Annotated in this window: 23 protein-coding genes; 20 read left to right on the top strand and 3 right to left on the bottom strand. The window is 35.8% G+C overall.

Going from position 1 to position 23,835, the window contains the following annotated elements:
- The first annotated feature begins 17 nt into the window (after positions 1 to 17).
- A complete protein-coding gene (safA, locus tag LRP81_RS03595; RefSeq protein WP_230499867.1) occupies positions 18 to 638 on the top strand; it encodes a SafA/ExsA family spore coat assembly protein in 621 nt (206 codons plus the stop codon).
- 105 nt (positions 639 to 743) lie between these two features.
- On the opposite strand, the gene LRP81_RS03590 is transcribed toward safA, so the two are convergent.
- From LRP81_RS03590 to nagA, 3 genes are read right to left on the bottom strand one after another with little or no spacing between them, the layout of a single operon-like run.
- On the bottom strand, positions 744 to 1,478 hold the full coding sequence (locus tag LRP81_RS03590) for a GntR family transcriptional regulator (protein ID WP_230499866.1): 735 nt from the start codon (positions 1,476 to 1,478) through the stop codon (positions 744 to 746).
- Between the two features lie 20 nt (positions 1,479 to 1,498).
- Positions 1,499 to 2,236: a glucosamine-6-phosphate deaminase gene (gene nagB, locus LRP81_RS03585; RefSeq protein ID WP_230499865.1), complete on the bottom strand. Its 738-nt coding sequence runs from the start codon at positions 2,234 to 2,236 to the stop codon at positions 1,499 to 1,501.
- Positions 2,237 to 2,240: 4 nt separating this feature from the next.
- Complete coding sequence (gene nagA / locus LRP81_RS03580) at positions 2,241 to 3,431, bottom strand: N-acetylglucosamine-6-phosphate deacetylase (RefSeq protein WP_230499864.1); 1,191 nt, start codon at positions 3,429 to 3,431, stop codon at positions 2,241 to 2,243.
- A gap of 184 nt (positions 3,432 to 3,615) precedes the next feature.
- On the opposite strand from nagA, the gene LRP81_RS03575 reads away from it, so the two are divergent.
- The 19 genes from LRP81_RS03575 to LRP81_RS03485 all read left to right on the top strand — a co-directional run bounded on the left by LRP81_RS03575 (position 3,616) and on the right by LRP81_RS03485 (position 23,834).
- Positions 3,616 to 4,122: a GNAT family N-acetyltransferase gene (locus LRP81_RS03575; RefSeq protein WP_230499863.1), complete on the top strand. Its 507-nt coding sequence runs from the start codon at positions 3,616 to 3,618 to the stop codon at positions 4,120 to 4,122.
- Positions 4,123 to 4,131: 9 nt separating this feature from the next.
- Positions 4,132 to 4,470, top strand: coding sequence for a hypothetical protein (locus tag LRP81_RS03570; RefSeq protein ID WP_230499862.1), 339 nt, complete (start codon positions 4,132 to 4,134; stop codon positions 4,468 to 4,470).
- A gap of 26 nt (positions 4,471 to 4,496) precedes the next feature.
- Positions 4,497 to 5,030 carry a GNAT family N-acetyltransferase gene (locus tag LRP81_RS03565; RefSeq protein WP_230499896.1) on the top strand — a complete coding sequence of 178 codons (534 nt, stop codon included), beginning with the start codon at positions 4,497 to 4,499 and terminating at the stop codon, positions 5,028 to 5,030.
- 302 nt (positions 5,031 to 5,332) lie between these two features.
- On the top strand, positions 5,333 to 5,953 hold the full coding sequence (locus LRP81_RS03560) for a TetR/AcrR family transcriptional regulator (RefSeq protein WP_230499861.1): 621 nt from the start codon (positions 5,333 to 5,335) through the stop codon (positions 5,951 to 5,953).
- A 290-nt stretch (positions 5,954 to 6,243) separates the two neighbouring features.
- Positions 6,244 to 7,134: a GNAT family N-acetyltransferase gene (locus LRP81_RS03555; RefSeq protein WP_230499860.1), complete on the top strand. Its 891-nt coding sequence runs from the start codon at positions 6,244 to 6,246 to the stop codon at positions 7,132 to 7,134.
- On the top strand, positions 7,131 to 8,378 hold the full coding sequence (locus LRP81_RS03550) for a GNAT family N-acetyltransferase (RefSeq protein ID WP_230499859.1): 1,248 nt from the start codon (positions 7,131 to 7,133) through the stop codon (positions 8,376 to 8,378). Before LRP81_RS03555 ends, LRP81_RS03550 begins: the two co-directional genes overlap by 4 nt.
- Positions 8,379 to 8,397: 19 nt before the next feature.
- Entirely contained in the window at positions 8,398 to 9,990 is a 1,593-nt protein-coding gene (locus LRP81_RS03545) for a M2 family metallopeptidase (protein WP_230499858.1), read from the top strand.
- Positions 9,991 to 10,049: 59 nt separating this feature from the next.
- The gene (locus LRP81_RS03540; RefSeq protein ID WP_230499857.1) at positions 10,050 to 10,517 is read left to right on the top strand and encodes a GNAT family N-acetyltransferase; all 468 of its coding nucleotides are present in this window, start codon (positions 10,050 to 10,052) and stop codon (positions 10,515 to 10,517) included.
- 248 nt (positions 10,518 to 10,765) lie between these two features.
- The gene (locus tag LRP81_RS03535) at positions 10,766 to 11,953 is read left to right on the top strand and encodes a D-alanyl-D-alanine carboxypeptidase family protein (protein WP_230499895.1); all 1,188 of its coding nucleotides are present in this window, start codon (positions 10,766 to 10,768) and stop codon (positions 11,951 to 11,953) included.
- Positions 11,954 to 12,190: 237 nt separating this feature from the next.
- Complete coding sequence (locus tag LRP81_RS03530) at positions 12,191 to 12,637, top strand: pyridoxamine 5'-phosphate oxidase family protein (RefSeq protein ID WP_230499856.1); 447 nt, start codon at positions 12,191 to 12,193, stop codon at positions 12,635 to 12,637.
- Between the two features lie 168 nt (positions 12,638 to 12,805).
- Positions 12,806 to 13,669, top strand: coding sequence for a GNAT family N-acetyltransferase (locus LRP81_RS03525; protein ID WP_230499855.1), 864 nt, complete (start codon positions 12,806 to 12,808; stop codon positions 13,667 to 13,669).
- Between the two features lie 88 nt (positions 13,670 to 13,757).
- Positions 13,758 to 14,924, top strand: a complete 1,167-nt coding sequence (locus tag LRP81_RS03520; protein WP_230499854.1) for an acyl-CoA dehydrogenase family protein — start codon at positions 13,758 to 13,760, stop codon at positions 14,922 to 14,924.
- Between the two features lie 44 nt (positions 14,925 to 14,968).
- Entirely contained in the window at positions 14,969 to 17,167 is a 2,199-nt protein-coding gene (locus LRP81_RS03515) for a hypothetical protein (protein ID WP_230499853.1), read from the top strand.
- Between the two features lie 236 nt (positions 17,168 to 17,403).
- Entirely contained in the window at positions 17,404 to 18,660 is a 1,257-nt protein-coding gene (locus tag LRP81_RS03510; RefSeq protein WP_230499852.1) for an MBL fold metallo-hydrolase, read from the top strand.
- Positions 18,661 to 18,799: 139 nt separating this feature from the next.
- Positions 18,800 to 19,285, top strand: a complete 486-nt coding sequence (locus LRP81_RS03505) for a hypothetical protein (RefSeq protein WP_230499851.1) — start codon at positions 18,800 to 18,802, stop codon at positions 19,283 to 19,285.
- Positions 19,286 to 19,505: 220 nt separating this feature from the next.
- Entirely contained in the window at positions 19,506 to 20,024 is a 519-nt protein-coding gene (locus LRP81_RS03500) for a CBO0543 family protein (protein ID WP_230499850.1), read from the top strand.
- 99 nt (positions 20,025 to 20,123) lie between these two features.
- Positions 20,124 to 20,633, top strand: a complete 510-nt coding sequence (locus tag LRP81_RS03495) for a PTS sugar transporter subunit IIA (protein WP_230499849.1) — start codon at positions 20,124 to 20,126, stop codon at positions 20,631 to 20,633.
- A 21-nt stretch (positions 20,634 to 20,654) separates the two neighbouring features.
- A complete protein-coding gene (treP, locus tag LRP81_RS03490; RefSeq protein WP_230499848.1) occupies positions 20,655 to 22,070 on the top strand; it encodes a PTS system trehalose-specific EIIBC component in 1,416 nt (471 codons plus the stop codon).
- Between the two features lie 81 nt (positions 22,071 to 22,151).
- A complete protein-coding gene (locus tag LRP81_RS03485; protein ID WP_230499847.1) occupies positions 22,152 to 23,834 on the top strand; it encodes a glycoside hydrolase family 13 protein in 1,683 nt (560 codons plus the stop codon).
- Position 23,835 lies beyond the last annotated feature (1 nt).

The raw sequence follows: 23,835 nt of genomic DNA, 5'->3' as shown, positions 1-23,835 counted from the left end.
CCTATTAGAGTAATAATATGAAAACTTTAAAGAATTTCCTCATACTATTATCGGTTGTCGCATTTGTCTTTGGAGGTAGTAAGGCTGCATTTGCAGCAACAACACATACGGTTCAATCAGGTGACACGATGTGGAAAATTGCAGTTAAATATCAAATTGGAGTATCAGAACTGATTGCTGCAAATTCATCTGTAAAAAACCCGAATATTATTTATCCAGGTCAAAAGATTAACATTCCAGCAAAAGGGGAGGGGCAAACTCAAGAGGAGCAAGTTGCTGCTCTAGTAAATCAGGAGCGTGCTAAGCATGGCCTAAAACCATTGAAGTTGAATTGGGAGGTATCGAGAGTAGCTAGATATAAATCACAAGATATGATTGATAAAAGATATTTCAGTCATACTTCTCCTACGTATGGTTCACCGTTTGATATGATGAAGAACTTCGGAATATCATATCGTTCTGCCGGTGAAAATATTGCAGCAGGACAAAAAACTCCTCAGGAAGTTATGAATGCTTGGATGAACAGTGAAGGTCATAGAAAAAACATTCTTTCCAGCCAATATACAGAAATAGGTGTTGGATATGCCAAGGGTGGTCAGTACGGTCACTATTGGACACAAATGTTTATTTCTCGTTAATAGAAAGAGGAGCCATGTTCTAGTTAAGTGACATGGCTCCTTTTTCTATTGTTTAAACATAATGCATTAATTATAATAAACTCGCAATTTTCACTACGATAAAAACTATTGCTGACGCAATCTGTTCATCTGAATATTAAATTTGTAACGATCTCCTCTATAGATGGATTTCACAAGTTCTAGTGGAGTACCGTCTTGTAAATAAGTATTTCTCTGGATGTAAAGCATTGGATGACCTCTTTTAATTTTCAAGAAATTTTCATCTTCAGCAGACGCTTTTACAGATTCAATCGATTGATGGGCATGAGCTATTAAAAGACCTAATTCTTGTTCCATGTAGGCATAGATGGATGCACTTACTACTTCTTTTGTAAGTCCATTAACAAGATGCGCAGATATGTAATTTGTTTCCAAAGCCATTGGTTCCCCATCTGCAAGTCTAATTCTTTTAATTTCATAGACAGGGTCTGCTTCGGAAATATGGAGTTCCCCTGCTACAAAGCTGTTAGCTTGAACAATCTTCAAATGAATTAAATGGCTTGTGGGGGTCAACCCTCTTTTTATCATGTCTTCTGTAAAACTAGTTAATCCTTGTAAAGGCTGTTCTATTTTCTTCTCAGCTACATAAGTACCACTGCCTTTTCTTCGATAAAGTAAACCTTCGTTTACAAGTGAATTGATTGCTTGCCTTACTGTCATTCTGCTTATTTCGTAGCTTTCTGCATATTCTCGTTCGGACGGAATACTATCACCCGGTTTTAGAATACCAGCGTTTAGTTGATTTTTAATATATGATTCGAGCTGATAATAAATCGGAATGGGAGAGGTTTTATCAATCATATTTCTAACACATTCTCCTTTCAGGCGATAATGCTGTTGTTGTGTAGAACTTCATTGTCGGCAATAATTTTAACACATGGATGGTTTTGAAGAATAGTGGCTGGAAAACTCTCAGATATCTCACCATAAAGTAATTGGTGTAATGCCTTTTTCTTGTTTTCCCCAGAAACAAGCAACAGAATTTCTTTTGCTTCCATAATTGATTGGATGCCCATTGTTATGGCATGGGTTGGAACATCTAAGTCGTTTTGAAAAAATCGGGCATTGGCATTTCGAGTAGAGGGGGTTAGTTCCACAATATGAGTTCTGCTTTTGAAAGATGTCCCAGGTTCGTTAAATCCGATATGCCCATTTTCTCCTAGACCAAGTATTTGGATATCTACCGGTCCGAATTTCCCTAGCAATTGTTCGTAATGTAGACATTCTTTTTCAAGAGAAGGCTTTGTTCCATCTGGGATAAAAGTTTGTTCTGGACGAACATTAATGTGTTTAAAAAGCTTATTTTTCATAAAGGAAAAATAGCTGTTAGGATTTTGCTTATCAATCCCTACATATTCGTCTAAGTTAAATGTTGTTATTTGGTTAAAATCCACCTTATTATTTTGGTACTCCTCAACAAGGAATTGATACATACCTGTTGGGGTACTTCCAGTGGCAAGGCCTATTACCAGCTTTGGATTCTGCCTAATTTTATCCATCACATGTTTTGCTGCTATCCTACTAAGATCTTCGTAAGTAAAAGTAGTGATAATATCCATTTATCTATTCTCCTTTGTACAAAAGTTGACCTTGACAGAATGTCATTTTCACATCAAGATTTTCATCCAAAATAATGATATCTGCATCTTTTCCTAAAGCAATACTTCCTTTTTTATTAATTAAATTCAATTGTTTTGCTGGATTAGTGGATGCCATTTGTATTGCTTCTGATATAGTGCAACCAGAAAAGCTGATCATATTTTTTACCGCTTCGTTCATTTTTAATACACTTCCGGCCAATGTTCCATCCTCTAAGAGTGCTGTATTGTCTCGCACTGAAACTTTTTGTCCGCCTAATTCATACTCGCCGTCACCAAGCCACTTTGCCCTCATGGAATCGGTAATTAAAATAAGCCCATCTGCTCCTTTTGCAAGGTAGGTAGCTTTTATAACGGCAGGATGAACATGGATACCATCTGCTATAACCTCTAGAATCAATTCAGGATGTGCCAGACCAGCACCGACAACACCTGGTTCTCTATGATGAATACCTCGCATCCCATTATAAAAATGAGTGACATGCTGTGCACCAGCAATTATCGCAAGGCCCATTTCATCATAGGTAGCATCGGAGTGGCCAATTGAAGCTATAACACCTGACTCAGCTAGAAATTCTACTAATTTGTATCCTAATAGCTGCTCAGGGGCAAGCGTGACTACTTTGATGTTATTTCCAGAGTCTTCTTGGAATGCATGGAAAGCGGAAACTGATGGGGTTTGGATATATGATATTGGTTGAGCACCTGCCCTGATAGGATTAATAAAAGGACCTTCCAAATGAACTCCTAGCATCTGACTTGAGCGAATTTTTTCTTTCTGTTGTGTCATATAAGATTGAACACTATTTAATGCTTTAGTTATTCTATCAGGGGAATTAGTAATGGTTGTCGCAAGAAAGGATGTGGTCCCTTCTTTTAATAAAGATGTTGCCATCGTATGGAGTGAGTTGTCCGTACCATCCATTACATCTGCGCCGTTGGAACCATGTAAATGGATGTCGATAAAACCAGGAGCTGCCATTAAATTTTCAGAAAGAGCAATTTCTAATAGATTTTGACTGTTTTCATAGTCCTCCATCGGCCCATATTCAGAAATTTTCCCATTTATCCATTTAATATAGCTATTTTTTAATATAGTTTGTTCAGTAATTATTTGAATGGAAGTAAGTGCGTAACTATCCGGAAAGCAGGTCATTTGCAATTCCCCTTTCATACCTCATATAAAAATGATATCAAATAAATGTATAGTTGTATATACCACTTTGGCGGTGATAAAGAAATCTATTTTAACTGATAGCAAAAATAATCTATCTATATTTAATTTGAAATAATATACTAATTAAAAGAGAAAAGCATAGAATACTAGAAAGGTGATCAACATGAACAATTTACCCATCAAGATTAGAAAGGCTGCCATTCATGATTTATCGGCAGTGGTAGCTATTTATAATTCTACGATAGCAAGTAGAATGGTGACCGCAGATACGGAGGAAGTAGTAGTAGAAAAAAGATTGGATTGGTTTCATCAACACCATGACAAAAGACCACTTTGGATTGTGGAATGTGATAATGAAATATGTGCTTGGATCAGTTTTCAGGATTTTTACGGGAGGCCAGCATATAGTGCGACAGCAGAGGTTAGCATTTATCTCCATGAGAGTATGAGAGGGAAGGGATTAGGAGGTACTTTGCTGCAATGGACGTTTGAGCAAAGCAAAGACTTACAAATAGAAAATTTAGTAGCTTTTATTTTTGCACATAATCGACCAAGTATTCGTCTATTTGAAAAATATGGATTTGAACAGTGGGGGTTACTTCCACAAGTTGCTGAACTTGATAACATAAAAAGGGATTTAGTCATTTTGGGGAAGAAAATTAATTCCTAGGAGGATGGGATGAGACTAAAATGGACGGTTTCAATTCTAGCAGGGATACTTTTTGTTACAGGATTTCTCCTTTCTTTTAACGAACATGTAAGAGGAGCAGTGAAATTAGCCTTCTCTACAACTTCTGTCGTGACCATATCCACTGAGGATGAAACGAGAACGGTAATGACCAAAATGAATGATGGCGCAGGGTTTCAAGTTCTTCTGTCTCAATTTGAAGAAAATGGATGGTTGTTTGAAGAGCAAATGGGATCCACCTTCTTTTTTACAAAAGGGGACGAGAGTTTAATTATTATGTTTAAAATGTGGACGAATAATTACATTGTTGCTGAAATGACAGAGGGGTAGGGTGAATAAAGTTGAAACCGGTGCCGATGATTAGAACAGAAAGACTTCAATTACGTAATCTCACATTAAAAGATTCGGAAACTATCTTCGCTTATTTTTCACAGCCGGAAATGACTAGGTTCTATGGGATGGAGCCTTTTCGAACAAAACTAGAAGCGGACAAGTTTATTAAGGACTTTATTGACGACTATACAAACCTTTATAGGTGGGGAATTGTTGAAAAAGAAACAGAGCAATTAATTGGGACATGTGGTTTTCATGCGATATCAGAAAAACACGCTAGGGCAGAAATCGGTTATGAAATTGATTTGCCGTATTGGGGAAAAGGATTTGCCACTGAAGCAATATCTGCACTAGTACATTATGGATTTGACTCCATGAATTTGAATCGAATTGGCGCAAATGTTTATCCTGAGAATGTTGCATCATGTAAAGTATTAGAAAAGGTTGGTTTTACACATGAAGGACTATTGAGAGGATATCTTTCTCAAGGTGGGCATTACCATGATGCGAACGTCTTTTCCATACTTCGAACCGATGTTTTTAACGATGACAATTAAACATTTAAATGATTTTGGCAGTCTGCATTTTAAGCGACTGCTTTTTTATTTTTATGAAAGTATAAGCTAAATAGATGGATACCATATAATAGTGTTTGAATATTCTAAATATACTGTTGGTAAATTAATAAATGTTGTATGATAAAAAAACCGACTAGTCGTTTATTGTCCGGAAGTAGGAAAAATCGGAAGTTGGTCGATCCCTCAAGAAGATGATACCCAACCTTCTTGCCGCCATGACTTTTGCTTGCCAGAATGGAAAGAGGAGCTTCCGCATTACTTAAGTAGAGAGGAGCGGGAAAATGCCACCTGCAGTAACGGAGGAGTATAAAAAAAAGAAAAAGAAGCAGATTTTAGAAAGCGCATTATTTTGCTTTGCTGAAAAAGGGTTTCAAGTAGCCACAATTGATGATATTGTCAGACATTCCGGAATCAGCAAAGGTGCCATCTATAATTATTTTAAAAGTAAAGAAGATATTTATATCGAATTATTGAATGAAAACTCTAATAAAAGTTTTGAAAAGTTGAGAGATAAGCTGGCAACTTTCTTAACGGCAAAAGAAAGGCTCACACATTTATTTGAAGTGTTTCGCTCACAAGTGAAAGTAAATGATAACTGGGAAAAAACGAGTAGGGTACATATAGAATTTTGGCTTTCCTCTAACAGAAACGAGGATACAAAAGCTTTTATGTATGATAGATATCAAAATGTGTATAAAAAAATAGTTACAGATATTGTTGAGTTCGGAGTGATGAACGGAGAAATTTCAACTACAGCTGATGTTGATTTTGTCGGAACTATATTTTGGAGTACCTTCGATGGAATTTGTTTTTATCAATGTGTAATGGAGAATGATTCATTATATGTAAGATTAGTAGACCATTTAGAAAAAGTAATGCTGGATTTGCTTGAGCTCCAATAAAGACATTGCCCAGAAAAAATATTGAAATTTTGGAAAATTCATGCTTTAATAAAATAAACTGAGTAGTCGTTTTCAAGAAAGACCTTTTCGTAATCTTTCTTGCATTTCGAAATTTAAAAGGAACTTGTAACAATTTCTGTTCTTTTCCTGCAATTAGTTATTAGTGAAGCGTAACCTTCCAATCAATTTACAATTTGAAAGCCACCTTTTTCGTGTTTATGGCAACAATCTTTACGAAATAGCCATAATAAAATACAAAAAAAGAAGTATCCAAAGGGAGAGGAATGTGCATGTATCATATAAAAAGGTTAAGTGATTGTACATTAAATGAAACTGTTGAAGCATGGAACAAAGGATTTGAAGGTTATTTTTTTGATGTTCGGATGGATGTTGATCGATTTACTTCCCGATTAGGAAATGACAATATTTCAGCTTCGCTCTCCTTTGTTGCTTTTGATGGAAATACACCAATAGGCTTACTCTTAAGTGGGGTAAAATTGTTGGACAAAGAGAAGTTTGCCTGGAATGGAGGAACGGGAGTCGCTTCTTCGTATCGGAGAAAAGGTGTTGGGAAACTCCTTGTTGATCAAGCTCTTGAAGTTTATATGCAAGAAGGGGTTCATGTGGCCACGTTAGAAGCAATAGCAACTAATGAAAAAGCCATCAAGTTATATGAATCCAAGGGCTATGAAATTATCGATAATGTTATTCACTTAACAGCAGATAAGAGTTTTGAACAGAGTGAATCCAATAGATACTATCCGTTATATGGTGCTGCAGTAGATGCTCAATATCTCCCTCTTTATCAATGGGAAACACCATGGCAAAGTCAGTGGTGGTGCATGAAAGATGGACAAAGCATTCAACTCTTGACACAGGAAGGTGAAACAGTGGCATATGCATTGTTTAAACGTCATCATTCAGAAGATGGAACCTTAAAAAGTGTTACCGTAACTCATTGTTTTATTAAGGAGGAAGTGGATCACCATGACAAGGTATTAGAATGTTTACTTTCTCATCTGTTTCCAGCATCGACAACGGATTATCAATGTACAATGGCATTTTTTAAAACGTCCAATCAAAAGATGTATCAATTTTTGCTGAATAAAGGATTCACACATAAAGTAGAACAAGTATGGATGAAAAAGATCATCAAGTCGCCGGTTATAGGTACTAGATGATGTATAATATAAGGGAATTAGAAAAACATGAACTTTCAGACTTCGTTGAAATTGCAAGTACTGCATATCCCGGGATGGGAATTTATACGGAAGAAGCAAAAGCAGGTTTGATTGAAAAATTGGAGAAACAAATTTCTACCAATCATAAGAAGCTTTACGGCTGTTTTAAAGAAGAAGACCTTGTTGGCGGCATGATGTTGCATGACTTCATAATGAATTTTCATGGTAAACAGATAGAAGTAGGTGGTTTAGGGTTTGTTGCTGTAAGTCTTTTGCATAAAAAGGAGAAAGTAGCAAAAAACCTCGTAATATTTTTTGAAAAGCACTATAAGGACAGAAACATTCCCATTACCGCCCTTTATCCATTCCGACCCGACTTTTATAAAAAGATGGGCTATGGATATGGAGCGAAAATGAACAAATATATTTTTGCACCTGAGCAGCTACCAAAAGGGAAACTAAAAAAAGATCTTGTCCGTTTATCGGAACAAAGTATTCCTGACATGCACAAATGTTACACCACTTATATGCATGATACACATGGAATGATGGCAAGAACAGAGGAAATGATGAGCATATCTTTTCTAAACCCCAAAATTATGTCATATGGTGTGATGGAAGGGACTGAACTTACAGGATATTGTAGTTTTACTTTTGAGCCAGAAAATACAACAAATTTTCTGAGCAATAATCTAATAATAAAAGAATTTGTATATGTGACACCAGAGGCCATGGCCAGATTATGTATGTTTCTCCATTCTCAGCAAGACCAAGTACATCGTATTGTTTGGTATTCCCAAGATGAGAATTTGCATTTCTTGTTACATGACCCAAGGAACGGTTCCGACAATATTATGCCCCATGTCTATCATGAGAATAGTGTAACAGGAGTAGGTTTGATGTATAAAATACTAGAGCCGAAAATACTGTTTCAATTCATGGAAGAAGGTTGTTTCGGGGAAGGGGATATGATAGTAAAATGGAATATTTGTCATTCTTTTAATGGAGAGACAAGTACTTTTACTACAAAATTTAACAATGGGAAGCCCATCATTACTAATGAAGAGGAAGATCTTCAAGTTGACATATCCATTAATGAATTTTCATCTTTATTAATGGGGGCTATTGATGTTGATTCCTTATATCGTTATGGGCTTATTTCAGTTTCTGACAAATCAAAATTAGTATTACTTCGAACATTGTTTTACCATTTTCCAAAACCGATTTGTATGACAGGATTTTAATATGTAGGAGGGATTTAATATGCTAGTTGAACAATTTTTAAAAGAACAAAACGCACAATTTAAAGAATTACTAGTTAAGGCAACACAGGCTGGTTGGATGGCCCAAACGACAGGAGAGAAGGAATGGGCTGAGAAAGCAGGAAAAACCACAAGTGAGCTTAAATTGTTTTATTCAGACAATAAAAAATTTGAACAGGTCAAAACATTTTTGGCAGATTCCTCTTTAGGTGCGGAAGAAAAAAGACAATTGGAGTTATTAGAATATGAAATGAAAGAAAATCAATTAGATAAAGAATCAATTGAAAAACTATCGGGAATGTCTGCAGAATTAAATTACCTTTTTAATACGTATTTACCAGAAGTAGACGGTAATAAGTTATCAGCAAATGACATCAGGAATACGTTATTAAACAGTACAGACAGTGTGGAAAGGGAAAAGGCATGGAAAGCTAGTAAAGAAGTAGGAGTCGTAGTTTCAGAAAAGCTATTGGAACTCGTGAAGCAACGTAATGTAGCTGCGAGAAAACTAGGTTATGAAAACTTTTATCAAATGTCTTTTGCAAATCAGGAGTTAGATATCAATGACGTTTTTTCCATGTTTCAGCACTTGATAGATCAATCAGAGGACATGTTCAGAAGTTTGAAAAGTGAACTCGATCAAGAGTTAGCGGACAAGTTTTCTATCAAGATAGAAGAACTGAAGCCTTGGCATTATGTTGATCCATTTTTCCAAGAGGCACCTGCAAACGAGAAGAGCAATCTGGATAGGTATTTCAAAGGTAAAGATTTAAAGCAGTTAACTGCAGATACATTTGATTCCATGGATATGCCGATTGAAGAATTATACGCTTCTTCAGATCTCGAACCACGAGAAGGGAAAAATCCAACAGCCTTTTGTATGGATATGAACAGAGAAGGTGATATTAGAGTACTTTGTAATAATGTCGATAACACATACTGGATGGGAACGATGCTCCATGAATTTGGCCATGCGGCATATAATAATTATGTAAATCGTGATCTCCCTTATTTGCTTCGAAGCTATGCACATATTTTGACAACAGAAGCAGTTGCCATGCTATTCGGGAAAATGACAGAAAATAGAGAATGGTTAACTAAGTTTTTACAGCTTGATGAAGTGGAGCTTAATAGAATCATGCCTTCACTGGAAAAGCACGAACAATTAAAGATGTTGATATCTGGACGCTGGATTATCACCTTCGTCTTCTTTGAAAGAGAATTATATGAAAATCCAGATCAAGATCTAAATGCTTTATGGTGGGAGAAGGTGGAACAAATTCAATTATTGAATCCTCCTGAGGACCGCACAAATCCAGATTGGGCAGCAAAAATTCATTTCACTCTGGCGCCTGTCTACTACCAGAATTACTTATTAGGAGAACTAACAGCTGCACAGCTATATCAATATATTAAATCAACCATTTCTGAGGAATTCTTCAATAAAAAGGTCGGTGCTTTTATTAGAGACGAATTTTTGGCACCAGGAGCAAGTTTCCATTGGAACGAGAAGATTAAAAATGTGACAGGGGAACCATTGAATCCTGAACACTTTATAAAATCTTATTGTACTATCAATAAAGTAAATAAATAGAAAGATTGGGTAAATGGGGGATATTTCCACTGTTTACCCTTTTTCCTGGGAGGATAGAAATGCTGACGTTTATTAAAAGCGAGGAGTCATTAATAGAAGTGGAATTGGAAATAATGAATTCACAGCCCTCCTATAATCTCATTTCAAGTGGGCGAGCCACGTTAACTACATACGATATTATAAAAGAACAAAAAGAAGAGAAACTGGAAAAAGAGAGATATGTGATAAAATGGATGGATCATTATGTTGGAATCATTGATTTTACATTAAAAAATCCAAAAGATGGTTTTCCTTGGCTAGGTTTATTTCTTATTCATTCTGATTGGGAAAACAGGGGTATTGCAAAAAAAGCATACAGTCTTTATGAGTCAATGATGGTTGCTAAGAAGGTAAATACTATCAGGTTAGGATGCTTTGAAGAAAATAAAAAAGGAAAGAGGTATTGGGAGAAGCTAGGTTTTGATGTGCAGAAAAGCGTGTTTTATAAAGAGAAGCCTTTATTGATTATGCAAAAGAAGTTATCATGATGACATCCTTGGACTGCCAAGATGTATATGAGAGGAAGACTTTTTCATTTATTATGTTTGTAAAATATTATTAAATCTATATTACTTTTTTTACAAATGAATATTTCTGCATGAAAATACATGCGCAATAATATAAACTAAAATAGAAAGATTATTCGGGTTATTACGACAACGTTCTGTAGATTTTTCATGAAAGGTATGTAAAGAAAATGATATTAAGATATTTAAGTCTTATAGTATTGACAGTAGTGTTTATAATGAGCAATGCATATGATATACATGCTCTAGAACCTGAAGAATTATTCAGTGAAACTGCAATAGTAATTGATACTAAATCAGGTGACATTTTGTATGAAAAAGATAGTGACCGCAAAATGTATCCTGCTAGCATTACTAAAATAGTGACAGCTATAATTGCTATTGAAGATGGCGATTTACAAGAAATAGTTACGGTAAGTAAAAACGCAAGGAATCAAGATGGTTCAAGAGTGTATCTTTTAGAAGGGGAACAATTAACGTTAGAAAAACTCCTTCTTGGGTTAATGATAAACTCAGGGAATGATGCAGGAACTGCAATTGCAGAACACTTTGATAGAAGTGAGCGGGCATTTGCCAAAAGAATGAATACTTTTGTAAAAGAAAAGATTGGTACAGAAGATACAAATTTCACAAATCCCCATGGTCTTTTTCACCCTGACCACGTAACTACCGCTAAAGATATGGCGAAAATTACAAATTATGCAATGAAGAATGACACGTTCAGAGAAATAGTCGGTACTAAAGTGATAGATTGGGTGGGTGAAGGTTGGGAAACTACTCTGTATAATCACCATCGGCTACTTTGGGATTACGAAGGAACGACAGGTGTTAAAAATGGATATGTTCCAGAATCCGGACATACCCTTGTCACTTCTGCACAAAAAAATGGAATGGAATTAATTGCTGTTACGATGAATGCATCATCAAAATACTATAGCTATTATGACACAATGGCTCTTTTAGATTATGGTTTTCAAAACTTCACGACTGAAATGATAAATAAAGGTCAATTACTAGCAGATGCAATGGGACAAGAATACATGCTTGCCAAAAATATTTATGTTGCCAAGCAAGAAGACGACTCGATAAAACTTGCTGTTAGTAAAGATAAACAACTAGTTGTTCAAATTGGAAATGAGGAAAAAATAAAAGAAGATGTCTTAGTTGAGCAGAAAAAAAACGACTTAAACCCAGTTCCTTCAAAGAATACAAATGTATCAGCTTCCATTGAACTACAAGTGGAAAAAGAGAGCAATTTTATAACAATAGTATTAGTGTTTATCGGTCTTTGCATGATAATTTTGATTGTTAGTGTCTTTCAGAAGAAAAGAAGACGAAAAAAAATGCAGGAGCGTTACACACATTCTATTGCCTATAGTAGAAGAAGTAGAAATTAATGAAAGTGAAAACAGCATTCCTATCAGTGTGAATGCTGTTGTTTTTTTGGAAAGTATGGATTTTAGTTTGATTAGCCCTTTTTAGCGGTTCTACGCCTTTTGATGTCATAAGCCAGTTACTACTAGAAGAAAGCTCCTTTTTGTAAAGGGTAAGGAAAGGAGCTGAGGCTTTTTTTTGAATGTAATCCAATCATTGTATATAATGGATATATGTAGATGAAATAGGAGGTGTTGAGAATGCCGAAGAAAGAATCTGCACTGAATAATGAACTAATAGAATTACTTCAGGGAGAAAAAATTGTTTCCTTAATTACAACGGACAAGGATACCCAAAAACCGAATTTAAGTATTGTTTCCTGGCTAATTGCATACGAGGATGGGAAGACAATTAAATTTGCATTAGGCCATAAAGCAGAAAGTGCGTTTAATATTCAGCATAACCCTCATTTAATTCTAGGGGTGGTTGGAGCTGGAAGTTGTTACTCTATCAATGGAAAAGGAAAAGTATCAGATATCATTGATAAAACGATGAAGTACCGAATTGTGACAGTTGAAGTGGAGGAAGTGGAAGATGTCATCTTCTATGGCGGCAAAATAACTCAGGAACCAGATTATATTAAAACATACGATATGGACCTTGCTAAAAAATTGGATGAAGAAGTATATGACTTGTTAAAATCATAATGGATATGAATCTATTATAGAATACTATTTTCTTTTATTGATTCTATGTAAACACTTTCCTTTATGAAAAAACTGTTGCGAATGTTTATTGACAATCTGGCAGTACCTATATAGGTGCTGTTTTTTTCTATAATAATTTCTGAAAATACACTCAATGGAGGATGGGATTTGGTTAAGTATACCGACAGAGTTCAAAGAATATGGCGAATATTAGCCAACAAAAGTGATAGGGAAATGGCTATAACACCGCTTCATTTACTGCTTGCTATGTGTGAAGAAAATACGGGACCATGTGCGGAACTACATCAATATTTAATGAAAAAATATGGCCATCAGTTTTTGCTAGATTATGAGAAACATGTAATAAGAACTCACTCAGCCTCACTTTTACAGACAACACTTCCTTTCCCAGTAACCGGTAAAATGATGGAAGTATTAAATATGGCCGAAAAGAGAATGATTCGTTATAACCAAACGTTGTTAAATGAGGGTCATTTAATGCAAGCGACCTTGAGAATTGATAGTAGTTTGGGGGAGTTGTTTACTGAACAGGATTTAATTATGTTTGACAAAATCCTATGCCGTGCAAGAGATATGCTAGTTCCTCTTGATAATTATTTCCCCTCGATAGAGAACAAACAGTTATTTATTAGAAGGGCTTTAAAAAAGGATGAACCGGAAATTATTGATTTTGTTAAAAGTGAGTTTGGAAGTGGATGGCTTGAATCCATAAAAAATGGGATGGAACATGAGGATATTTCTATTTTTGTAGCTTATCATAACAATATAATTAATGGTTTTGCATGTTATGAAGCACATGATAAAAAAAGAGGCACTTTTGGCCCAATGGGAATTTCAAACCAAAATAGGGAGCATGGTGTTGGAACAATATTGCTGCATCATTGTTTACTTGAGTTAAAAAGAAAAAAGTACAAATATGCTATTTTGGAAGGAGCAGGCCCAATCGAGTTTTATGAAAAAGTTGTTGGAGCAATGTTGATTCCAATTAAGGAGAATGATCTAAACAAATAGATGAAAGATCAATAATCTAACTATCTGTGAAAAATTTCTTCAACGTATGTTAAGATAATTGGAATCTTGCCTGAAGGTGGGTAATCACATGAATGGTATTAGAAACTTTGCATTGACCGAAAAACAAAAAATGATTGCAAAAAAAGCAGAAGAACTTGCAACTGTTTTTTCAAAGAGAGCAGCTCATTATGACAGAGTCGCAGAATTTCCTTTTCGTAATTTTCAAGATATAAAGCATGCAGGATTTCTAGATTTAACTATTCCCTCAAGATATGGTGGGCAAGGAGCGGGACTATATGATTTCCTCCTACTTCAAGAAACACTTGCCCAAGGAGATGGACCAACTGCTCTAAGCCTTGGCTGGCATCTAGGCATCTTAATGAATGTGTCCATTTATAACTCTTGGCAAGAATCTATATACAAACAAATTTGTAAGGAGATTATTCAAGAGAATAAACTTATTAATAGTGCCCATAGTGAAGCAAAGACTGGTAGTCCAGCTCGAGGCGGTAAACCGATAACAACTGCTAAAAAAATGCCTAATGGTGAATGGATAATCAACGGAAGAAAGAACTTTACATCACTTGCACCAGTATTAGACTTTTTCATTATCTCCGCCTCAATCGAAAATACCGAAGATGTTGGTGAGTTTTTACTCAAACGGGAATGGAGTGGGATTTCCATCGAGGAAACGTGGAATTCCATGAGTATGCGTGCGACACGGAGTGATGATCTTCTTATTAATGAGGTAACCGCACCTCAAGAGGCGCTACTCTATGTGAAAAAGAAGGAGACACCAAAACCTCAAGGCTGGCTCCTGCATATTCCAGCATGCTATTTGGGAATAGCCATTTCCGCAAGAAATGAGGCAATACGTTTTGCTGAAACCTATCAACCAAACAGTTTACCACATCCAATAAAAAATGTTCCAAAAGTGAGAGATAGGGTGGCAAAGATGGATTTAGATTTAGCATCTGCAAGACATTTCCTATATAGTGTAGCTAGATATTGGGACGATAAGCCGGAAGAGCGAGATCAATTGTTAGGTGAATTAGCTGCTGTAAAACTCATTGCCACAAATACTGCTATAAAAGTTGTGGATGAAGCGATGAGAATTGTAGGTGCACAAAGTCTTCATGTTGATCATCCTTTACAAAGATATTATCGAGACGTAAGAGCAGGTCTTCATAACCCTCCTGCTGACGAGCTAACAATGGATATCCTTGCAAAACAAGCATTTGAACAAGAGTTTTGAGAAAAAAGAATTAACTAATACTTTAATCAATTAGGTGAATTGGTATGAATAAATTTAAAATGCTCTTGAAAACTGGTATAGAAGAAGCTACTCGTTTTGTAAGCAATAGTTGGAGATTTATTATTGCAGCACTTTTACTATACATCGTTTGTTTTTTGTTATTTATGGGTTTTTTCTTTTATACTGGAGCAGGAAAATGGGCAGATGTCCTAATTATAGTAGGCTCTGGGGCATTCGTATTTATCACTATTTGGATACTAACATTTCTTTTAGTAAATTTCATAAAGAGAATGCCAATATTTTTCCTCGCCTGTATTATCGGAGCTGTTTATGCAGTTTATTCGGTCGGTACATATTTAGGTCCTTTCTTTCGGTTAATGGGTTATTTTGTACTGGTATTGGGTGCTTTCTCGGGATTAACTTTATATCTCTATAAAAAGCAGAAGAAATCGTTTTTTTTTCTGTCCTTCATTAGTACTGTCGTTCTTCATGGAATATTTATCTATTTTACCGCTACAGATGGCAAGGAGGGTGATTGGTCCCTTCAATTGAATTCAAGTAGTTCTCAAATAGTAAACCCCGCAACAGAAAAAAATTATGATATTACTTATTTTACATACGGTAGTGGTTCAGATAAAAGAGACGATTATAAAGATGTTCTTTATCAAACAAATCCAGTAAATATATCTTCCTTCATTGTACAACCGAAAGGGTGGAATAAATGGTACCGCGAATGGTTCTGGGGTTTTAATCTGCAAAATGCACCACTCAATGGAAGAGTGTGGATGCCAATTAGTAATGATAATGAGACATTTCCACTAGTATTAATCGTTCATGGAAATCATAATATGGCAGACTTTTCGGATGGGGGATATGCTTATCTTGGAGAAATGCTCGCTAAAAAGGGCTACATAGCAGTTTCAGTAGATCAAAATTTCATTAATTCTGGAAAATCTGGACATATTGGTTGGGATAACGCAGGAAGAGCGTGGCTGTTATTAAAACATTTAGAGCAATGGCAGACATGGAATAAAACAAAGGAACATGATCTGTTTAATAAAATCGATATGGATAATATTGCGTTGATTGGACATTCAAGAGGTGGGGAAGCAATTAGTATCGCTAAGCAGTTTAATGAACTAGAAAGATTCCCGAACAACGCCAAAGTAAGATTGAATTTTGATTTCTCTATTAAAGCTCTTATCGGCCTCTCACCAGGAGATGGTAGGTTTACCCCAGGTGACCAGCCTGTTAAGCTAGAAGATGTCAATTATCTAACTTTACAAGGTGGAAATGATACGGATCATACGAATTATTTAGGAATGAGACAATTTGAGCGAGTGCATTTCAATGAAGACTTTGATGGGTTTAAAAGCAGTATTTATATTTATGGAGGAAATCATGGCCAATTCAATTCTGATTGGGAAATGGACCAGCCTGCCCCTTATTGGTGGTTTATGAACCGAAAGGAACTAATGACGCCAGACACGCAACGTGACATCACCAAAATTTATATAGCTTCCTTTCTTGATGCGACATTAAAAGGCAAAAAAGAACTTAAAAAGATATTTGAAGATAAGAATCTAGTCTCCTCTTGGGTTCCAGCCGACCCTCTCAGAGTAAGGTATGAAAATTCTAGTTTCACACCACTAGCAACATTTGAGGAAGATGTAGACGTGACAACTTCTACTATTGGTGGGGAAATGCAAGGGCATAATTTGCAAGTATGGAAAGAAATTAATTTATTACAGAGAAATAAAGAACCTCAATATAATCAGGTAGTTAAGCTCGGTTGGAGTAGTAGAAACAGTCGGTATACGTTAATAGTACCGAATACCGTGTCAGACGACTTTCATGCCGATACCGTTTTACGATTCGATGCTGTTCAAGCACATCCAGAGCGATATGAGTTTTATCACATACCAGTCCCAGAAGGTTATCAGCATAAGCCAATACCGATAACAGTAAGCCTAAAGCCTAAAGGGGTTTCAAAATTTGACAGTCGTCTTAGAACGACAGTGTACATCGACCCGACTTATTCTACGAAGCTTTACCGTTTCAACTGGTGGAATAAGCGATTTGGGAATGAATATGAACATATGCTTCATACCTATGAAGTCCCAATTGATTATTGGAAAGACTCCTTTCCTACTATTGATTTCAGTAATATAGAGGAGATATCTTTTGAATTTAATCAAACTAATAGTGGACTGATCTTTCTGGATAACATCGGCTTTTATTAAGGCTCTTTATCTAAAATTGTTGCTAATAACCCATAAAAAGTCGGTTTCTGGCCTTAGGTTATGTAAATACTTGTCTTGGTACTTTACCTAAATTGACAGAATATAGCTGATGAGTAACGAATTTTTAGAGTTTATCGAACGTACGTTAACCAACAAAGCTTGTGAAAACAGCTATGAATAAAATTGAATGCTCTCCCTCATAGTAATGATAAGAATTTTATTAGGGGGAGAGTAGTTTGCAAAGAAAAATATGTTTTTTTCTATTAATGATCTTTCTTCTATTTCCACTTCAAACAACTGAATCAAGCACGCTATCACCTTCCTATAAAGTAAAAACAGACACTTCTTCCGATATTTTCTTGTATGAAAAAGATAAATTAGAATTGAATTCACACAGTTTACGAGTTCATTTCATTGATGTCGGACAAGGAGATGCCATCCTCTTACAAACCCCGAATGGATCGAATGTTTTGATAGACACAGGTCCCAAAAATTCGTCCCGCCAATTGCTGAATTACTTAAAAAAAATTCAGGTCTCTTCGCTTGACTTGCTTGTCATAACCCATCCAGATTTTGATCATATTGGAGGAATCCCTACTTTATTAGAAAAAATTCCTGTTAAAAAAATATTGGATAGCGGGAAGGCTCATTCAACCCTAACATTTATTCAATACAAACAATACGTATGGAACAATATCGTTCCAATACAGTACGCAAAAGAAAAGATGAAACTGAAAGTAGATCCGGCTATTCAAATAAAAGTACTGAACAGTGGTTCTGAGGAAAAAGAAAACAATAATGCTTCTATTGTTCTCCATGTAACATACGGTGATATGAAATTTTTGTTAATGGGGGATACAGAAGAGACGGAGGAAAAGAGATTAAGTAGGAAATACGATCTTGAATCTACGATATTAAAAGTAGCACATCACGGCTCAAATAGCTCCTCCACCACATCATTTTTGAATAAAGTTCATCCGAAGGTTGCAGTAATATCTGCAGGTAGGGAAAACGACTTTCACCATCCTCACCTGCCTGTAATAAATCGTCTTTTAGAAAGTGGCTCAGATATTTATAACACAGCAAAAACAGGAAGTATCGTGTTCACGACAGATGGTAAGCTTTTGTATGTAAATGAAAGACCGTGGCTTTATGCGACTCAGACAATTGAGGACGGAAGTAAAACAGTGGTTATTACTGACCTGGATATTAAAGGAGAAATGGTGACAATTGAAAACAAGAGTGATGTAACGGTAGATATGTCTGAGTGGAAACTAGTAAGCAAAAAAGGATATCAAACATTTGATTTTCCGAATAATTATAAGCTAAAAGCTGGAGAAACTGTCTACATCGGATCAGGAGCTCAAAAACATGATGTGAAAAGGTATCTCCATTGGCTCAGTGAATATTTATGGAACAATAATGGAGATAAGGCACAGCTATATAACCATAAGGGTGAACTTGTTGATGAACTTGAAGTAGTTGGTGAGTGAAATTAGTTTCGTTTTTCTCGAATTAGGTAATGATTGATGGTATGCTTCTTTTTAAGTAATTTTTATAAACGTGCTTCTTACTTGAAATAAGGGTGATGAACAATCTTACATGAGAGTATATAGTTAGGAGATATTAGCCTTGAGGAAAAAACACAAACCAATTCGAATGCTTATGGCATTACTACTGAGCTTTAGTGTGTTTTTTATTTATATTCATTCAACAAAAGAAAATATTGTAAAATCAGCAATTTTTGAACCAAACCAAAGTGGCATTTCTTTAAGTATGCAAAATCCATATATAATGCCAATAAAAGTTTTTCGAACGATAATGGTCGACGAAAACGATAAAGAGCTGCCAATCACTGCTTATCATGTTAAATTAAATGGGATGTATAGTGGAAATGGAGAAAATATTGACCAGGCTTTCATTCAAGAACAAACCGATGTGTTTGAAGAATTGGATGAAGTAACAATACCTAGTGATACATCCAAAAATGAAGAAGTTTATAACATTTTTATCACAAACCATCCAAAAAAGAAAGAAACATTTGAAGCTGCGGGCAAGGTGAAAGTATCCTTCAAAGTTTTTTCACTAATCCCGTTTACGACTACAATTACATTGTAAGCTCCTCAAATTAAAGAAGCGCTATTCCCTAGTGCTTTTTTTGTTTCTAAAAATTTGTGTAGAAAAAGATTCAAAATACAAAAAAAATCATTATCTCACTTTAGTTTATTTGAAAATTTGGAGTAAAAATAAAATTGTAAGGTAAAAATAAAAGGACTTCTGACCAGCTCATTCAGCTGGTATCTTTGGTTTAAGCTGCAAAGGAGAGGGAATGTACATAATGAAAAATAATTATTACGACTATATTAATAGTTGGATTATACAAAGTACTATGGCTGATCTCAGATGGTGGCTTTTGTTTTTATCTTTATTCTTCCCTTGGGTTATATGGTGGAAAATAGTGGATCGAACGAGGGTGTTTGAGATTTTATCTTACGGGTTATTTTGGTCGGTTATGGCGACTTGGCTTGATTTACTGGGAACTACAAATCACCTATGGAGATACCCCTTTAAGTTATTAGATCAAATCCCTTCACTATTACCAGCAGATATTGCTGTTATTCCCGTTCTTTATATGCTCAATTATCAATTTGCAAGAACATGGAAAAGCTTTATCATTGGAGCCATATTTCTCGCTTTTCTTTTTTCCTATGTTTTAGAGCCTATTTTTACAACCTTTAGAATGCTTGAGTTTATGAATTGGTCCCATTCTATTTCTTTTATTGCTTTTTTCTTCCTTGGAATTGTTACGAAGGGAATATTTCAATGCATCGTAAAGTACAAAAAAGATATTAGTTGACGAAGATGTATATACAAGTTAAACTTGTTAACGGAATCATGTATATACAAGTCGAAAATGAAATGTAAGCGTTTATTAATAATATAGGAGGTTTTTTATATGTTTAAAAAGTTATTTGGTCTAAAAGATCATCCTAAGACACCAACAGAAGAAACAATCTTCACTCCTCTAAGTGGTAAGGTTACAGAACTTACCGATGTACCTGATCCAACCTTTTCACAAAAAATGATGGGTGATGGTTTAGCAATTATACCAACAGATGGTGAAGTCGTTTCTCCTGTAAATGGGGAGATCATTCAATTTTTCCATACAAAGCATGCAATTGGTATACGATCTGAAAGCGGTGCAGAAATATTGATACATGTCGGCCTTGAAACGGTATCCATGAATGGAGAAGGCTTTGTCGGCCATGTAAAAGAAGGCGATAAGGTGAAGGTAGGTGACAAATTGATATCATGTGACCTCAATCTCATCAAAGAAAAGGCTGCCAATATTATTACACCAATTGTCATCACAAATAGTGACCAAGTAGAGAGCCTTGATAAAAAAATATCTGAAAATGCAATAAAAGGACAAACTGAGTTTTTACATTTGAAAATGAAAAGATAGAAATACAGGAGGAAAAAGAACATGGACATTAGAAAACAAACCGAAGAGATTGTCCAAGCACTTGGGGGAAAAGAAAATGTTAGTGCTGCCACTCATTGTGTGACGCGACTCCGCCTTGCTTTACATGACGAAGAAAAAGTAGATAAGGAAGCGCTGAATAATATTGACCTTGTAAAAGGTTCCTTCTCTACAAATGGGCAATTTCAGGTCGTGATTGGCCAAGGTACTGTTAACAAGGTATACAATGAATTCATAGAAATGACAGGTGTTGGAGAATCAACGAAAGAAGAAGTTAAAAAGGCTTCAGAATCTAACTTGAACCCTCTTCAACGAGCAATTAAGACTTTAGCTGATATATTTATTCCAATTTTACCTGCAATCGTAACAGCTGGTCTATTGATGGGGATAAATAACATCTTAACCGGAGCGGATATTTTTTATAGTGGTCAGTCAGTTATTGACGTTCATCCTCAATGGACAGATATTGCAAGTATTATAAATCTCATAGCGAACACTGCCTTTGTGTTCTTACCCGGATTGATCGGTTGGTCTGCAGTTAAACGATTTGGGGGAAGCGAGCTACTCGGGATAGTACTTGGTTTGATGTTAGTTCACCCAGACCTTCTTAATGCATGGGGCTATGCCGAAGCACAAGAAGGTGGAAGTGTTGATACCTGGAAGTTCTTTGGACTAGAGGTTGAAAAGGTAGGTTACCAAGGACAGGTGCTACCGGTTTTAGTAGCGTCATATGTACTTGCGAGAGTAGAAAGATTCCTTTCTAAGCGTGTAAGTGACGGTTTCCAAATGTTAGTGGTTCCTCCTGTTACGCTACTATTAACTGGTTTTGTAACGTTCGTCGCAATTGGGCCAATTACTTTTGCTGTTGGTAATTTTCTAACTGGTGGTTTTGTTAGTATCTTTGAAGCGGTTCCTGCCATAGGTGGTCTTTTATATGGTGGTTTATATGCACCTCTTGTCATCACGGGTATGCATCACACATTCCTTGCAGTTGATTTCCAACTTATTGCTACAATCGGTGGGACATTCTTATGGCCGATGGTAGCTTTGTCCAACATTGCTCAAGGTTCAGCAGCGTTTGCAATGATGCTCGCCACTAAGGATGAAAAGCTTAAAGGGCTTGCATTAACGTCATCCATCTCAGCGTGGCTTGGTATAACAGAGCCGGCAATGTTCGGGGTAAATCTCCGTTTCCGCTATCCGTTCTTTGCGGCAATGATCGGTTCAGCTATTGCTGGTATTGTTATCACCATTGCTGGTGTTATGGCTCCATCTATAGGAGTTGGAGGACTTCCAGCATTCTTCTCCATTTTATATGAATTCTGGCCAATATTCTTTGTTGGTATGGGAATTGTTTTAATAGTGCCATTTACATTAACTTTTATTATGGCAAAAATCAAAATGAAAAAAGAAGCTTAAGAATTGTAGGAAGGGGGTTATCCCCTTTTTGCAATTTTTTCAATTCTATCACGATATTTTCACTGAAGGGAGAGGTATTTTATGAAAAAAGAATGGTGGAAAGAAAGTGTTGTCTATCAAATTTATCCTCGGAGCTTTATGGATTCTAACGGTGATGGAATAGGTGACCTTCAAGGAATTATTATGAAGCTTGACTATTTAAAAGAGCTAGGTATCGATACTATTTGGTTATCTCCTGTTTATCAATCCCCTAATGATGATAATGGCTATGACATCAGCGATTATTATACTATTATGGAAGAATTAGGAACTATGGAAGATTGGGAAGAATTACTTGATCAGATTCATATGCGTGAAATGCGATTAATTATGGATTTGGTAGTAAATCACACATCAGACGAACATGAATGGTTTGTCCAATCAAAATCATCTAAGGAAAATGAATATCGAGATTATTACATATGGAGGGAAGGCAAAGCAGAAGGTGTAGAGCCAAACAATTGGGCTTCAAACTTTGGCGGTTCTGCCTGGGAATATAATAACCAAACTGGAGATTATTATCTTCACCTCTTTTCGAAAAAACAGCCTGATTTAAATTGGGATAATGAGAATGTTCGTCAAGACATTTACAAAATGATGAGATGGTGGCTTGATAAAGGAATAGACGGATTCAGAATGGATGTCATCAATTTCATCTCTAAAGAACAAGGTTTACCAGATGGTGAGCCAAAACTTGGAAAATCCTATGTATCTGGAAGCAAATATTACCGTAATGGTCCGAAAATTCACATGTATTTGCAAGAAATGAATAAAGAAGTGCTTTCCCACTACGATGCTATGACGGTAGGGGAAATGCCAGGTGTATCTCCTGAGGAGGCAAAAGATTATACAAGTCAGGACAGAAATGAATTAAATATGGTCTTTCAGTTCGAACATGTCGGCCTCGATAATGGCCCAAATGGAAAATGGGACTTAAAGAAAGTAAATTTATTAGACCTTAAACAAAGCCTATCTCGATGGCAAAATGCGTTATCAAATGATGGGTGGAACAGTCTCTATTTTAACAATCACGACCAACCAAGATCTGTTTCACGATTTGGAAATGACAAGAAGTATCGGGTCGAGTCTGCAAAAATGCTAGCTACACTTCTTCACATGATGAAGGGAACACCTTATGTGTACCAGGGAGAAGAGTTAGGGATGACTAATATAGAGTTCGAATCGATTGAAGGCTATCGTGATATCGAAACCATTCAGGCTTATAAGGATTTAAAAGAACAAGGGCTGACAGAAGATCAAGTATTAAAAAGCCTCTATGCAAAAAGCCGTGATAATGCAAGAACTCCAATGCAATGGGATAGTTCTGAAAATGGAGGATTTACATCTGGTACCCCTTGGATTCAAGTAAATCCTAACTATTCCGTCATAAATGCCGAGGCAGAGATGGCAAACGAACATTCCATTTTTAGCTACTATTCTCAATTAATTATGTTAAGAAAACAGCAGGACTTGATAAAGTTTGGTGATTATCAACTTGTTTTAGAAAATGATCCAGATATTTTTGCCTATTTAAGAACGTATGAGGATAAAAAACTGTTAGTCATTTGTAATTTTTATGAAAAAGAACCAGTATTTAAGATTCCAAATGAAATTAACTTTATGACTAAACAATTACTAATTAGTAATTATGTGGTGAACGCACAAAGCAGCATCACAGAAATCAATCTTCAACCATATGAAACAAGGGTTTACCTACTTAATTAAA

The sequence above is a fragment of the Sutcliffiella rhizosphaerae genome (assembly GCF_917563925.1).
Taxonomy (GTDB): domain Bacteria; phylum Bacillota; class Bacilli; order Bacillales; family Bacillaceae_I; genus Sutcliffiella_A; species Sutcliffiella_A rhizosphaerae.
This window is presented reverse-complemented; position numbering and strand designations above follow the sequence as displayed.